The 12,881-nt window shown below is 33.5% G+C and carries 12 protein-coding genes; 7 read left to right on the forward strand and 5 right to left on the reverse strand.

The genetic code is table 11. The features are described 5' to 3' along the window. Positions 1–116 precede the first annotated feature (116 nt). Positions 117–1,931, forward strand: coding sequence for a glycerophosphoryl diester phosphodiesterase membrane domain-containing protein (locus tag AC1RPN_RS00615; protein ID WP_481761047.1), 1,815 nt, complete (start codon positions 117–119; stop codon positions 1,929–1,931). Positions 1,932–2,082: 151 nt separating this feature from the next. Beyond that, a complete protein-coding gene (locus AC1RPN_RS00620; RefSeq protein WP_481761046.1) occupies positions 2,083–2,886 on the forward strand; it encodes a Cof-type HAD-IIB family hydrolase in 804 nt (267 codons plus the stop codon). Positions 2,887–2,937: 51 nt separating this feature from the next. Here the strand turns inward: AC1RPN_RS00620 and AC1RPN_RS00625 are convergent, their stop codons facing one another. Beyond that, on the reverse strand, positions 2,938–3,339 hold the full coding sequence (locus AC1RPN_RS00625) for a pyridoxamine 5'-phosphate oxidase family protein (protein WP_481761045.1): 402 nt from the start codon (positions 3,337–3,339) through the stop codon (positions 2,938–2,940). 357 nt (positions 3,340–3,696) lie between these two features. Here AC1RPN_RS00625 and AC1RPN_RS00630 point away from each other — a divergent pair, with 357 nt between their 5' ends. From AC1RPN_RS00630 to AC1RPN_RS00640, 3 genes are all read left to right on the forward strand, one after another. Continuing rightward, positions 3,697–5,256, forward strand: a complete 1,560-nt coding sequence (locus tag AC1RPN_RS00630) for an MFS transporter (protein WP_481761044.1) — start codon at positions 3,697–3,699, stop codon at positions 5,254–5,256. 189 nt (positions 5,257–5,445) lie between these two features. Continuing rightward, positions 5,446–6,261, forward strand: coding sequence for a bifunctional hydroxymethylpyrimidine kinase/phosphomethylpyrimidine kinase (gene thiD, locus AC1RPN_RS00635; protein ID WP_481761043.1), 816 nt, complete (start codon positions 5,446–5,448; stop codon positions 6,259–6,261). Between the two features lie 109 nt (positions 6,262–6,370). After that, positions 6,371–7,114: an SDR family oxidoreductase gene (locus AC1RPN_RS00640; protein WP_481761042.1), complete on the forward strand. Its 744-nt coding sequence runs from the start codon at positions 6,371–6,373 to the stop codon at positions 7,112–7,114. Positions 7,115–7,165: 51 nt separating this feature from the next. On the opposite strand, the gene AC1RPN_RS00645 is transcribed toward AC1RPN_RS00640, so the two are convergent. Together AC1RPN_RS00645 and AC1RPN_RS00650 are read right to left on the reverse strand one after the other, a co-directional pair. Continuing rightward, complete coding sequence (locus AC1RPN_RS00645) at positions 7,166–7,576, reverse strand: peptide deformylase (protein ID WP_481761041.1); 411 nt, start codon at positions 7,574–7,576, stop codon at positions 7,166–7,168. Between the two features lie 210 nt (positions 7,577–7,786). Further along, positions 7,787–9,634 carry an FAD/NAD(P)-binding protein gene (locus AC1RPN_RS00650; protein ID WP_481761040.1) on the reverse strand — a complete coding sequence of 616 codons (1,848 nt, stop codon included), beginning with the start codon at positions 9,632–9,634 and terminating at the stop codon, positions 7,787–7,789. A gap of 176 nt (positions 9,635–9,810) precedes the next feature. Between AC1RPN_RS00650 and AC1RPN_RS00655 the strand changes: the two genes are divergently transcribed. Both AC1RPN_RS00655 and AC1RPN_RS00660 read left to right on the forward strand, forming a co-directional pair. Continuing rightward, the gene (locus AC1RPN_RS00655; RefSeq protein WP_481761039.1) at positions 9,811–10,482 is read left to right on the forward strand and encodes a YoaK family protein; all 672 of its coding nucleotides are present in this window, start codon (positions 9,811–9,813) and stop codon (positions 10,480–10,482) included. A gap of 18 nt (positions 10,483–10,500) precedes the next feature. Then, on the forward strand, positions 10,501–11,094 hold the full coding sequence (locus tag AC1RPN_RS00660; RefSeq protein WP_481761038.1) for a YdeI/OmpD-associated family protein: 594 nt from the start codon (positions 10,501–10,503) through the stop codon (positions 11,092–11,094). Between the two features lie 50 nt (positions 11,095–11,144). Here the strand turns inward: AC1RPN_RS00660 and AC1RPN_RS00665 are convergent, their stop codons facing one another. Both AC1RPN_RS00665 and AC1RPN_RS00670 read right to left on the reverse strand, forming a co-directional pair. Then, complete coding sequence (locus AC1RPN_RS00665) at positions 11,145–12,560, reverse strand: glycoside-pentoside-hexuronide (GPH):cation symporter (protein WP_481761037.1); 1,416 nt, start codon at positions 12,558–12,560, stop codon at positions 11,145–11,147. Between the two features lie 30 nt (positions 12,561–12,590). Next, positions 12,591–12,830, reverse strand: a complete 240-nt coding sequence (locus AC1RPN_RS00670) for a hypothetical protein (RefSeq protein ID WP_409021786.1) — start codon at positions 12,828–12,830, stop codon at positions 12,591–12,593. Positions 12,831–12,881 lie beyond the last annotated feature (51 nt).

Below are 12,881 nucleotides of genomic sequence, written 5' to 3' on the forward strand. Positions count from 1 at the left end.
TTTACCACGCTAAGGTAGTAAGATTCAATTTTTACGCGGATAAAGTCAATAAATGTAAAAAAAGGTAAGGCTATGATAGTATAAAGTACATATTAAATATTTAATTGGGGGAAAATATGCGTAGAACATTTCATTTTTTAAATCAAAGTTATAAGGAATTTTTTCAACACTGGAAATTGTATTTTATTTTAGTAGTTGTTACTAATTATATTTTATCTGCAGTGGTACAACCAATCTTAACTTGGGTGGTAAGCCAGATACTTAGTAGTAACCAAGTCGAATATTTAACCTATACTAACATTATTTCGGTTATTGAGGATAAACCTATATTATTAATTGAGTTTATCCTTGTTATATTAGTTATATTAAGTATTGTTTATATTCAAATGTCTTTCATGATCAGGGGTATTCAAGCTATTCGTTATGATTTAAAAATTGAATTTAAGTCATTATTAAAACAATCAATTCATGACGTTTTAGAGTTACGTCCTTTAACAGCGTTGCTCGTTATTTTTTACTTCGTTTTAATTTTACCATTTGGACAAGTCTTATTTACATCTACTTTATTAAATAAGGTGACTATTCCAGATTTTATTCTTCAAGATATGTGGACAAGTCCAGCTATCTGGGGCCCAATACTTTTAGTCTATGGTGTAGCATTTTTCTTCTCTATCCGATTAATTAGTTTTATTCCAACTATGTTGTTTAGTTCAGAAAAAAGAATCGGTCATTTAATTAAACAAAGTTGGGAAGCTGGACGTGGCAAATTTTGGATAACCGTCACAAAAGGATTAGTAATTACGGCTTCTATAGCTTTTATATCAGGAATTGTTCAAATTAGTTTGTTCCTAATTCAGAACTATGTAGATAATCATTTTCAAAATCAAGCATTTATGATTGTGATGTTTAATCTGTTTATTTTGGAAATTTTAGGACAAATCGTATTAGCTTTAAGTGTGACTATGTTGTTAGGTATTGCGCTAGATGTTTTTGAAGAACAACAACCGCATTTGAAACCCGTTCAAGAAACATTCTATAAAGAGAAACGCTTTATTAAATTACAGAAAGTTAGTGTCGTTGTTCTCCTGATACTAGTTGCAGGGACAGCTTCTATTTATAATTATGTTTACTTAAAGGGGATGCTAAATGACTATCCAGTTCTTATTTCTCACCGTGGAGTTGATGATGGAAATGGTGTACAAAATACCATTCCTGCCTTAGAAAAAACAGCTAAAGAGAAACCTGATTACATCGAAATGGATATTCAAGAAACAAAAGACCATAAATTTGTTGTTATGCATGATCCAAATTTGGAAAATTTAGCGAATGTTAATCGGACAGTACATGATTTAACATTATCCGAGTTAACAGCATTAACTGTTCGTGAAAATGGTTATTCAGCTAAAATTCCAAGTTTCGATGAATATTTAAAGGCAGCAGAGAAGAATCATCAAAAATTATTAGTTGAAATCAAAGTATCTCCGCAAGATAGTCCCAATATGACTAAAAACTTTGTTAAAAAATATCAAAAAAGACTATTAGCTGATAAGGATCGAATTCATTCTTTAAGTTATGATGTTGTTTCACAAGTAAAAAAACAAGCACCAAAGCTTTATATCAGTTTTATTATTCCATATAATATATCATTTCCAGAAACACCAGCAAATGCGTACACTATGGAAGCTACAACTCTAGATGACTCATTTGTGAGCAAGGCACATGATAAGAACCAGGATGTCTATGCTTGGACTGTAAATGATGAAACGATTATGCAAAAGATGTTATTTATGAACGTTGATGGTATTATTACGGATGACTTTGGTACACTTAAACAAGTTGTTCAAGCTAATAATGATCATCCAAGTTATGCAAGTAAATTATCAATATTCTCAAATAGATTAACGGGAATTAGCATAACAATCGATAATTAAATTAGTTAGGTTAGGAAACATAAATTAGAAAAGATTACTATAGATTAGTAGTCTTTTTTAATTTTGTCTAGATGTTAACGTTTACACTATTTAGGTGGCATGCTATGCTTAAGTTGCTACTAAACTGAAATCAGAGGAGTGTCTAGTAAGTATGATTAAAATTATCGCATCAGATATGGACGGCACGTTATTAAATAATGAAAATAGTATTTCGAAGGGTAACGCAGCGGCTATTAAGAAGGCTCAAGAAATGGGAGTGACTTTTGTTGTTGCCACTGGACGAAGTTATGATGAGGTAAAACCCTTAATTGACGCAGCAGGTATTAGTGCACCGATGATTAATTATAATGGGGGCGCTACGGTAACTGAGGAAGGCAAACAAATTAATAGTTTTCCAATATCAAAAAAAGAGGCACAAAAACTCATTAAATTTTTGAAGAATGAACATGCCTTTTTCAAAGTTATGACGTCAAAAGGTGTTTATTCAGATGATCCTCTTAAATATGATGAAGCGGTTATCAAATTAAACTTAAATCCTATTCATTATATAGACGATTACAGTGAAATTATTGATGATTCTGAAATAGATTTGTTTAAATTTCTTATTCGAAAAACGGATGAATCAGATGACTTATCTGTTTTAAAAAATAAAATTGAAGAAAATGAAACACTCATTGTGACTTCTTCAGGGGATAATAATCTTGAAGTTAATCATGTTAATGCACAAAAAGGGATTGCGTTGAAAAAATTTGCTGATAGTATGGGTATTCCTATGTCAGAAGTGATGGCAATTGGCGATAATTTGAATGATATATCGATGTTAAAAGCTGCAGGTATCAGTTATGCAATGGAGAATGGTCATCAAATTAATAAAGATATTTCTAATCATCATGCAAAAAAGAATGATGAAGATGGTGTTGGATTAGCTATTTTAGAACAATTAGCTCAAAAATAAGACAAAAGGACTAAATCCCATTTACGGGATTTAGTCCTTTTGTCTTAATATTTAATCAGCAATTAAATCACCAGCAGTTGGGCCAGCATCTAATTTGTAAATACGTTCAACATCAATGATGACAGCATAGTACATTTTTGGTAAATGGCGTTCTTCACCAAATTTAACAGCATCGTCAAAAATTTTACCGGAATCAATTAAATGTGCTGTGCCTTCAAACCGGAAGCCTTTTAGATTAGGACGATCTATAACAGCAACAGCTGCACGGCCATTATTTTGAAGATTGTGTAATGCATGTTTAGCTGTTTCTTCATTATAAATCAAATGCGTATCATCAAAAACACGCATTGATCCTTTAGGACCAACTTGTGGGAACCCATTTTCATCTACGGTTGAAAGAAAATTAAGTTGTTCAGGAATCATTTTTTTCATATCTTCTGTTAATTTTGCCATTATAAAATCTCCTTTTTATTTACTTATTATAAGTAAAACTTATCATGATTAAGGTATATTGGCAAAATATTAGCTTTACAAAAAACTTGCAAATAGGGCTAAAAAAACTATACTTATATGAGTCTAATAGTGATTTCTAAAAGGACTTCGAAGAAAGACGCTAAAGTGATATGTATAGATTATTAATTTTAACAGTACTAATGAGTCGTAATATGTCAGGATATAAGTTACGATTGGTATTGGAAAAATGGTCGTCCATGATTCTAAATGGAATGAAACTTATTGCTTTAAAATATGTGGTATGAATTATATTGGTGTAGTGGAGCAAATTAAAGATATACAAAAGGAGAATAAAAAATGAAAAAAGCAACAAATCGTTGGGTAGCATTGTTCGCTATGAGTTTAGGTGTTTTTATGGGCCTTTTAGATGTTACTGTTGTAAATGTTGCTTTACCAAGTATGGCAGTTGATTTTAAAACAACATTTAGTGATTTACAATGGATATTAAATGCATATACGTTAATGTATGCAGTCAGTTTATTAATTGTTTCAAAATTAGGTGATATGTTTGGACGAAAAAAAGTCTTCATCGCTAGTACAATTTTGTTTACGATTGCATCTGTTGTAAATGGGCTTGCACCAAACTTATTAGTTCTTGATTTTGGTCGAGCAGTTCAAGCAATTGGTGGTTCAGGAATGATGAGTTTATCAATGGCGTTAGTTGCGTCTAACTTTGAAGGCCGAGAACGTGGGACAGCACTTGGTATTTTAGGATCAGTTATTGGATTCTCAACAGCAATCGGACCTTTAGTTGGTGGATTTTTAGTTGAGAACTTTGGTTGGCCTTCAATTTTCTTTGTTAATCTACCGGTCGGTATCATTGCGATTTATTTGGTTATTAGAAATGTTAAAGAAACACCTGCATATGGCGCTGGGGAATCGATTGATTTTATAGGAATGATTCTTTCAGCAGTTGGATTATTTGCTGGTATTTATGGCTTAATTCAAAAAGAACAACATATGCATTGGGCTTGGACTGATATGCATGTTATGGGATGGTTAATTGCATCAATTTTAATCTTAACTGCCTTTGTTTTTGTAGAGTTAAAAGTTAAATCGCCAATGATGAATTTAACATTATTAACAAATCGTCATTTTGTTGGTGTTGTAATTCTTGCATTTGCACTTGGTGCTGGTATCTTTGCGTTAGCCGCTTATCAAACAAGTTTAATGCAAAATTATATGGGATATTCAGCCTTTTCCACGGGATTACATCAACTACCTATGAGTTTATGGTCGCTTGTCTTAGGTCCTTTTACAGGAGTTCTAGGATACAAGTTTGGTAAAAAGTGGATGATTTCACTTGGATTTATCGTTGCCTCACTTGGTTTATTTACGTTTAGCCAGGTAACAACAACGGACTTTACCTACATGCAATTACTTCCGCTTCTTGTATTAACTGGATTGGGTAACGCTATTATTAATCCGATGATTAATACTGCTGCTATGGATAATATTAATCCAAAAGAAATTGGCATGGCATCTGGTTTATTGAATGTTTTTCGTCAAATTGGAATAACAGTAGGCGTTGTAATTCTTGGTTTAGCACAAACTAAAGCATATGAATCAAGTTTGAGCACTGGTTTTAGTGATAGTCATATTCCTAGTGTAGCTGCAACGGGTATTCAGCAAGCCTTAGTAAATGCAGGAGCATTTTCTGGACATATGGTTGCGTGGAGTCAAAAAATAATAGCGACTCCTTATGCTGATAAAGTTCAAAAGATTGTTTTAACAGCTTTTGATAAAGGCATGATTCAAGTTGTTTTAACATCATTGGTCATTATGATTATTGGAATTCTAGCAGCAGTCTTTTTATTAAGAGAAACAAAAAGTGTCGATCAAAAATTAGATAAATAAAAAAACTTTTTTTATGTCATTAGGTTTATAAGAAGTGAAAGCTGTCATTTAAAATTTTGAGTGGCTCTTTAATGATACCGATATATTTCTGAAGCGTAAGACTCCTAATAGTATCGCTGTTTATAACAAGGCGTATGATAAAATAATATTAATTTAAAAATAAATCATCCAATAAAAGGGAGATTAGTAATGACGAAAATAATTCCTAAGGTTTTAACAATTGCTGGTAGCGACGCAAGTGGTGGCGCTGGTATGGAAGCAGATTTGAAAACATTTGAAGAGTTTGGAACTTATGGTATGGTTGCGCTAACTTCAATTGTTACCATGAATCCAGATGCTGGATGGGCACATAACGTAACTGTTATGGATGCTGAATTAGTAAAAGCACAGTTGAAAACGACAGGTGCCGGCGGAGATATTGCTGCAATGAAAACAGGGATGCTTGGTAGTGTTGCAATTACAGAAGTAGCTCGTGAAAGCATTTTAGAAAAAGAGATTAAGAATGTTGTGATTGATCCTGTTATGGTTTGTAAAGGTGAAGATGAAGTATTAAATCCAGAAGCAGCTGATGCTATCCGTGATTTATTGATCCCAATTGCGACAGTCACAACGCCTAATTTGTTTGAAGCTGGTGTTTTATCTGGAATGGGAACTTTGAAATCACTTGACGACATGAAACAAGCAGCTATTAAGATTCATGAGTTAGGTGCAAAAAATGTCGTTGTTAAAGGCGGTAAAGCTCTTAAGGGTGAAAAGGCGCTTGATTTATTTTATGATGGAACTCAATTTGAGGTTTTAGAAACTGAAAAGATAACGCCTGCTTATAATCATGGAGCAGGATGTACATTTGCAGCGGCCATAACTGCGGGCCTTGCAAACGGATTGTCAGTTAAAGAAGCTGTCTATAAAGCAAAAGATTTTGTAACTGCTGGAATTAAATCAGGTTTTGCATTTAATGAATACGTAGGCCCTTTATATCACGCTGCTTACCGTTTAAATAAATAGGTACTAGAGACTCACTTTTATTTTGTATAAAAATGAGTCTTTTTTTGTTGACTTAGAGTGCACTTTAAAGAGTAATGTAAACATACTAATTAAATTGGAGGATAATGATATGTCAGTAGAAAATAAAGTTGTTGTTATTACAGGAGCATCAAGTGGTATTGGTGAAGCAACGGCCAGAATGTTAGCTGAAGGTGGGGCTAAAGTCGTTTTAGGTGCTCGTCGTGAAGCTAAGTTAGCAAAGATTGTTGAAGAAATTAAAAAGAATGGTGGTCAGGCAACATATGCCGTTACTGATGTCACTAAGGCAAGTGACGTTAAGAATTTAGTTACTTTAGCACAAGAAACTTTTGGTGGGATAGATGTTATATTCAATAATGCTGGAATCATGCCTAACTCGCCCTTATCGGCTTTAAAAACGGATGAATGGGATGATATGATTGATATCAATATCAAAGGTGTATTGAACGGAATTGCTGCAGTGTTGCCTATATTTATTGAACAAAAACATGGACATGTTATTACAACATCATCTGTTGCAGGCATTAAATCATTCCCAGATGCAGGTGTTTATGGCGCAACAAAATTTGCTGTCCGTAATTTAATGGAAGTTCTAAGGACAGAAAGTGCTATGGAAAAAACAAATATAAGAACATCAACCTTATATCCAGCAGCAATTAACACAGAATTATTAAATACTATTACGGATGAACAAACCCTTTCAGGGATGTCGTCATTTTATGAACAAGTTGGAATTGATCCGGTCGCAATTGCACGCGTGGTTAAGTTTGCCATTGATCAACCAGAAGAAGTTAATGTTAATGAATTTACGATTTATCCAACTGCTCAAGCTTAAATTTAAATAATAAAAAAATCTCGAGAATTTATTTTCTCGAGATTTTTTCATTTAGATGATAATACCTTCACAATGATCGACTTCGTGTTGAATGATTTGTGCCATCCAACCTGAAAACTTTTGGGTTTGTGGTTGAAATGATTTGTCTAAATAATCAACTGTAATGGAATCATATCGTTGTGCTGGACGTTCGCCAGTCAACGAAAGGCAACCTTCATTGACGTTGTAACGTCCAGATTTTTTTGTAATCTTAGGATTAATAAAGGGAACATTTAGATTACCAAATTGGCAAACGATAATTCGTTTATTCACACCAATCATATTGGCAGCCATTCCAACACAAACCTCTTTATTTGCTTCTAATGTATCTAATAAATCGGTTACGATTGAGCCATCATTTTTAGTTGCAATCTCAGCTTTTTGTGCGAGAAATATTTCATCGTGCATAATTGATTTTATCATTTTTCTCCTTTGATTTAAGTAGCATAATTAATAAAGAAATGTTGATGGATATCTAGTTAATGATTTTATCATGATTTAGAATATAATGTTATCCTCAAGTAGAAAATTATTATTTTAGGATTAATTAACGTCAATTTAATAGGTAAAAGATATTAAAAAAGTGAGTCATACTCTATTCTCAATATAGGGTATGATTCACTTTTTTAATTATTATTTATGTGACTCTTCTGTAAAAATAGCTTTAACAATATCATTAGCTGTGCGTAAACTAACATCATTTACAAAAGGTCTTGGACTTGCAGCTGTTAGCCAATGAACACCATCAGTCGGAACACCCCAGAAGTATAAACCAGGTTGCGGTGTCTTATGCTCATCTAGTAATAAATTGCTGACAGGGTCAACGTTGACTGCGCCATCTATAACAGAATCACCTTTAGTTGGATTTAAAATTAAAGGATTGGCGATTTTTGTATCGAGTAACTGTTTTATTAAAGGACTTGTTGCTGTTGTCGCATGAACAGCAGGAACGCGTGCTTCAATTAGAGTTGTTGCTAAGTAGCGTTGATCTGGTTGGTTTGCACTATATGTTTCAAATTGATGATCTTTAGTATCGACGACCATTCCAGGTTCTAATAGTGTAACAACATCAGCTTCAACGAGTGCCCGTAATTGTTCAACTCTAATGGTAGGAGGCCCGATTGTTAAAAAGTTATTTAATGAATTAAACCAGCCTAAGAAGTTAGTTAAATAGTCATCATCTGTTAAGAGACGGTTATCAATTAATTGTCTAACCGGAAGACGTAAGTCACGTAAAACCTCAAGAGCACTGGTCAATGGTCCGGTCTTAGTACCTAATTTTGCATCTACTGCATCTTTTTGTAAATGGTCTAACATAACGGCTTTGAAATCTTCATTAGGTTTTTTAGTCATTGGATTTCCTAGATGATCCCAATTAAAGCGATCTTCTTCAAGAATAATTGATCGCTCAACGGTTACTTTAGGATCTTTTAAGAAAGCTAATTGGAATTTTGTTAAATCGATTTTTGGATAATTCTGTGCGACAAGTAATGAATAATATTGATATTCAACGTCATGACTTAATAAGGTCCAAAATTCATTGAAAGAAACGGTACCATTTTCCATGAAAACTGCCATTTTAGCCGCCGTTAAAAAATGAGCTTGAGTTTCTTCGCCGGGTGATTTTTGATTATCCCCTTTGGCATGATAAGGCCATCCACGACGCGAACCTGCCACAATGTGAGGTTCGTTACCGTTTGCTTGATATTGTAGTTGCCCGTTCTCTAATCGCTTAAATAGACCACCACGGCCTACAGTCAAACGGGTCACTAAATCAAAGAAGCTAAGACCTAAGCCACGTAAAATAACAGTATCTTCGTGCGTGATATGATCTAGTTTTGTTTCATTTGGAAAGCCTGGTAAAACATAAGTTAACTTGTTTTCTGTAGCGAATGTATCAAATCTTTTTTGTCCGACAGATAATTCATTTTCAAGATTACCTAAAGACATTACGACATAGTCAACGATGCTAACTGAAGGTAAGGCGGTTGTGATTTCAAATTGATCAGCTTTTTTTGAAATTTGTGTAACCGTACTTTTATTCAAATTAATTGTGATATTGTTAGAGGCACGTTTAAGTAATTCAGCGTAGTACCATTGGATATAAACACCAAAAAGTGCTCTTGTTGCATAATCGTTTGGATGTAAATCTTTAATTTCAGTTAAAAAATCCGCTGAATAATTATTTATTTCGATAAAATCATGAGCATCAGATTGAGCCCATTCGAAAATGTTTGGTCCTGGGATAACTGGACCAATAGATTGGACGCTTGTTCCATAGAATAAACTAATTTGTTGAGCTGCGGTATTCATGATTAATTCGTGTGGTTGAGTTGGTGACCATACGCGCCCACCAACACCATATGGATCATATAAATCAATAGTAAGTGGTGAATTTGAAGGATCTGCTTGTTGCCAAGCAATGAGTCGTTCAAGTGTAATCAGACCTCGTGGTCCGGCACCAATAATGGCTAAATGCATAAAAGTAATCTCCCTTGTCTTATAAAAACTAATTTCATTATAAACTTTAAAACAGAAAAAATCGCTTGATAACGTCTTTAATAGTAAAAATTAATCGTATATTCTTGTTAACTTCTGATAATTTAGTATACTTAATTTGAAAGAATATTTTAAGTACAATCTGAAAGAAGGATTTGATGAAAAAACCAATGTCACTATTGGATAGGGTACTGTTCGCTGGATTAATATTTGCCGGCGGGGGATTTGATGCGTATACCTATATCGTACATGATGGTGTTTTCGCTGGTATGCAAACCGGAAATTTAATTATATTAGGTATTGATATGGGCCAAATGAAATGGGGGGCCATATTCGATCATCTGATTCCAATTTTTGCTTTTATGATTGGTATTATTATAACTAGAAATCTGCAACATCGATTTAAAGAAGAAGATTCAATTAATAAACGACAACGATTTGTTATCGGTATTGAGACGATCCTTTTAATTATTGTTGCATTTATTCCAAGAAATTGGCCAGCACAGTTATCTACAGGAATCATTTCAATGGTTGCAGCAGCTCAACTTCAAGAATTTAGACAAATCAACGGAGGACCTTTTACGTCATTTATGATGACGGGTAATTTGAGGACAATGGCTGAAAGTTTTTATGACGGAATTGTTAAAGGTAATATAATCGCAATGGCTAAAGGTTGGCGGATGTTGGGTGTCGTCTTAGCATTTCTTTTTGGCGCAATTTCTATGGGTGCTATGGTACCGATAATGGGAACTAAAACGATATTATTAGCTGCATTTTTCTTGTTATGTTCATTGATTGGGCTACAATTAAATCCAGAAAAAAGATTATAAAATAAAGGGGTTAAGACAATGACAGAAATTAAAAAGAATCCAAAAGTTGATTTACACTTAGAAAAAGCAACACAATGGAAAGAAGAAATGACACAGTTAAGAGAACTTGCACTCGAAACGGGACTGACTGAAGAATTTAAATGGGGCAAACCTTGTTATACACTAAATGGTAAAAATATTGTCTTAATTCAAGGATTTAAAGAGTATATGGCATTACTTTTCTTAAAAGGAACTCTGATTGATGATGGTAAGGGTATTTTAGTTCCAACGGGCGAACATACTGAGGTTGGTCGCCAAATTAGATTTCATAGCTTAAAAGATGTTACTGATTTAAAAGTAGAGATAAGTGATTACATTCAACAAGCAATTAATGCAGAAAAGGCTGGGTTAAAGGTTCCTAAGGGTAAACCAACTGAATTAGTGTTGCCAGTGGAATTCCAGAAAAAAATGAATGAAATGCCAGAATTGGAAGAATTTTTTGAAACGTTAACGCTTGGACGTCAAAAAACGTATGCACGTTATTTTGCAGATGCTAAAAAAACAGAAACGCGTGAGGCTAGAATTATTAAATATATTCCGAAAATTCTTGATGGTAAAGGACTTAACGATTAGACAGCAAAACAGCGACCAGATTTTATCTGATCGCTGTTTTTTTAATTATATTAATCTAATTTCTTTTTTAATTCTGTAACGATTTCAGCATGTTTAGCTTCAGTCAATTTAATTTTTGACATAAAGATAAGAGCAGCAACAATTATTAAGGCCATTGGAACGAAGAACATGTACATTCTGAATTGTAGTAAACCACTGTTTGTAATATCGCTTGGTTTAGCACTACCTGTCATACCAGCTTGGATTGCGGCAAAACCAACAACACCATTAGCGAAGGCACCAGCTAATTTATCCAACAAAGGACGAACTGCTAAAGTAACAGATTCATTACGTGTTCCACTCTTTAATTGACCGTATTCAACACTATCCGTAATTGTCATCAATGCTGCTAAGAAAACAAGTGGATATGGGAAGAAGAATAAGCCAACAGCAATTAAGACAACAACAAGGTTAGTACCAGCAAATAGGAAGAGAATGTAACCCAATAGCATGACAGCGATTCCGCCAAGGTAGATAGCACGACGATGAACCAATGCAACTAAAGTTGGGAACAATGAAACTGAAATAATTCCTAAGACTGCTGTTAGAACACCAACAGTAGTAAATGCAGCTGCACTACCTAAAACATAATTGAAGTAGTAAATCAAAAGTGAATTTGTAATAACATAACTAAAAGCGAAAAGGAAATATGATAATGATAACCACATTAACTGATCATTTTTACCGATAACTTTGAAAACATCACGGAAACGAACTTTTTCAGTATTTTCACGAATTGCATTTTTTTCAATCTTAGTTCCTAAAATAGTTGCTAAAGCACCTAAGAATGAAACCAAACCGATAACAATAGCAAAACCTAACCAACCTGCTTTTGTTTGTGTATTACCAGTTGTACCTGAGAACATTTTTGAAAAGAAGACAACGATTGGGACGATAACGATAATAACACCTTGAGCACCTAATGTTGAACCAAAACGAGCAATTGTTCCAAATTTAGTCCGTTTTTCTGATTCGACACTTAGAGCTGGTAACATTGACCAGAATGAAATATCTTTAAATGAATAGAAACTATCTAGAATGATATAAACAATGGCAAAAAGAATTAAGTAAAGATAAGGATTGCTTGTAGCTAAACCACCAAAATCAGTGAAAATAAGGATTAATCCAATTGAACTGACAATTGAACCGATTAGTAACCATGGTTTAAAGTTCCCCCAACGAGTACGAGTATTATCAATAACGCCACCAATTAAAGGATCAAAAAAGATCTCAACAATTCGAATAACAACCATCATAGTTGTGACGTAACCAATCATTTTAGCGTTGAAACCAGCATCCTTTGTAACGAATAATTGACTTGTAATAAAAATCATAAAATAAGTGCTAAGTGTTGCATAAAAGGCATCATGTCCAAATGCACCAAAGGCATATGAAGCATATTGTTTAAAATCTTTAGAATTTTTCATTAGTTTAATTCCTTTCGAGTGTAGTTAAAATTAGTTATATCTGTGTTCGATAATCTTATCTAAAATTGCTTGACGTTGTTTTTCTTTAGCAGAACCTAATTGGTTTTCTTCTAAAGAATTAAAATCATTAACTAACAAAACTGATTCAAGGTATAACGTCAATTGACGTTTAATATATATCTTGTTATCTTCATTTGTTTGCTTAGGATTTCCGGCAATAATTGCAGCTGCAAATCGTTCGGCATCAATCGTTAATTTATTTGTATCCATTCTAATGACCTCTTCCTATATAATAGATTTTTGGTAAAAGAAATTGTTATT

The organism is Dellaglioa sp. CoH-57-MRSF-20 (assembly GCF_056781955.1).

What these genes read in the sequence shown, in the direction of transcription:
- AC1RPN_RS00670 (WP_409021786.1), bottom strand. Translation starts at nt 12,830, where the DNA reads ATGGATACAAATAAATTAACGATTGATGCCGAACGATTTGCAGCTGCA.
- AC1RPN_RS00650 (WP_481761040.1), bottom strand. Translation starts at nt 9,634, where the DNA reads ATGCATTTAGCCATTATTGGTGCCGGACCACGAGGTCTGATTACACTT.
- AC1RPN_RS00625 (WP_481761045.1), bottom strand. Translation starts at nt 3,339, where the DNA reads ATGGCAAAATTAACAGAAGATATGAAAAAAATGATTCCTGAACAACTT.
- thiD (WP_481761043.1), top strand. Translation starts at nt 5,446, where the DNA reads ATGACGAAAATAATTCCTAAGGTTTTAACAATTGCTGGTAGCGACGCA.
- AC1RPN_RS00640 (WP_481761042.1), top strand. Translation starts at nt 6,371, where the DNA reads ATGTCAGTAGAAAATAAAGTTGTTGTTATTACAGGAGCATCAAGTGGT.
- AC1RPN_RS00620 (WP_481761046.1), top strand. Translation starts at nt 2,083, where the DNA reads ATGATTAAAATTATCGCATCAGATATGGACGGCACGTTATTAAATAAT.
- AC1RPN_RS00660 (WP_481761038.1), top strand. Translation starts at nt 10,501, where the DNA reads ATGACAGAAATTAAAAAGAATCCAAAAGTTGATTTACACTTAGAAAAA.
- AC1RPN_RS00645 (WP_481761041.1), bottom strand. Translation starts at nt 7,576, where the DNA reads ATGATAAAATCAATTATGCACGATGAAATATTTCTCGCACAAAAAGCT.
- AC1RPN_RS00630 (WP_481761044.1), top strand. Translation starts at nt 3,697, where the DNA reads ATGAAAAAAGCAACAAATCGTTGGGTAGCATTGTTCGCTATGAGTTTA.
- AC1RPN_RS00665 (WP_481761037.1), bottom strand. Translation starts at nt 12,560, where the DNA reads ATGAAAAATTCTAAAGATTTTAAACAATATGCTTCATATGCCTTTGGT.
- AC1RPN_RS00655 (WP_481761039.1), top strand. Translation starts at nt 9,811, where the DNA reads ATGAAAAAACCAATGTCACTATTGGATAGGGTACTGTTCGCTGGATTA.
- AC1RPN_RS00615 (WP_481761047.1), top strand. Translation starts at nt 117, where the DNA reads ATGCGTAGAACATTTCATTTTTTAAATCAAAGTTATAAGGAATTTTTT.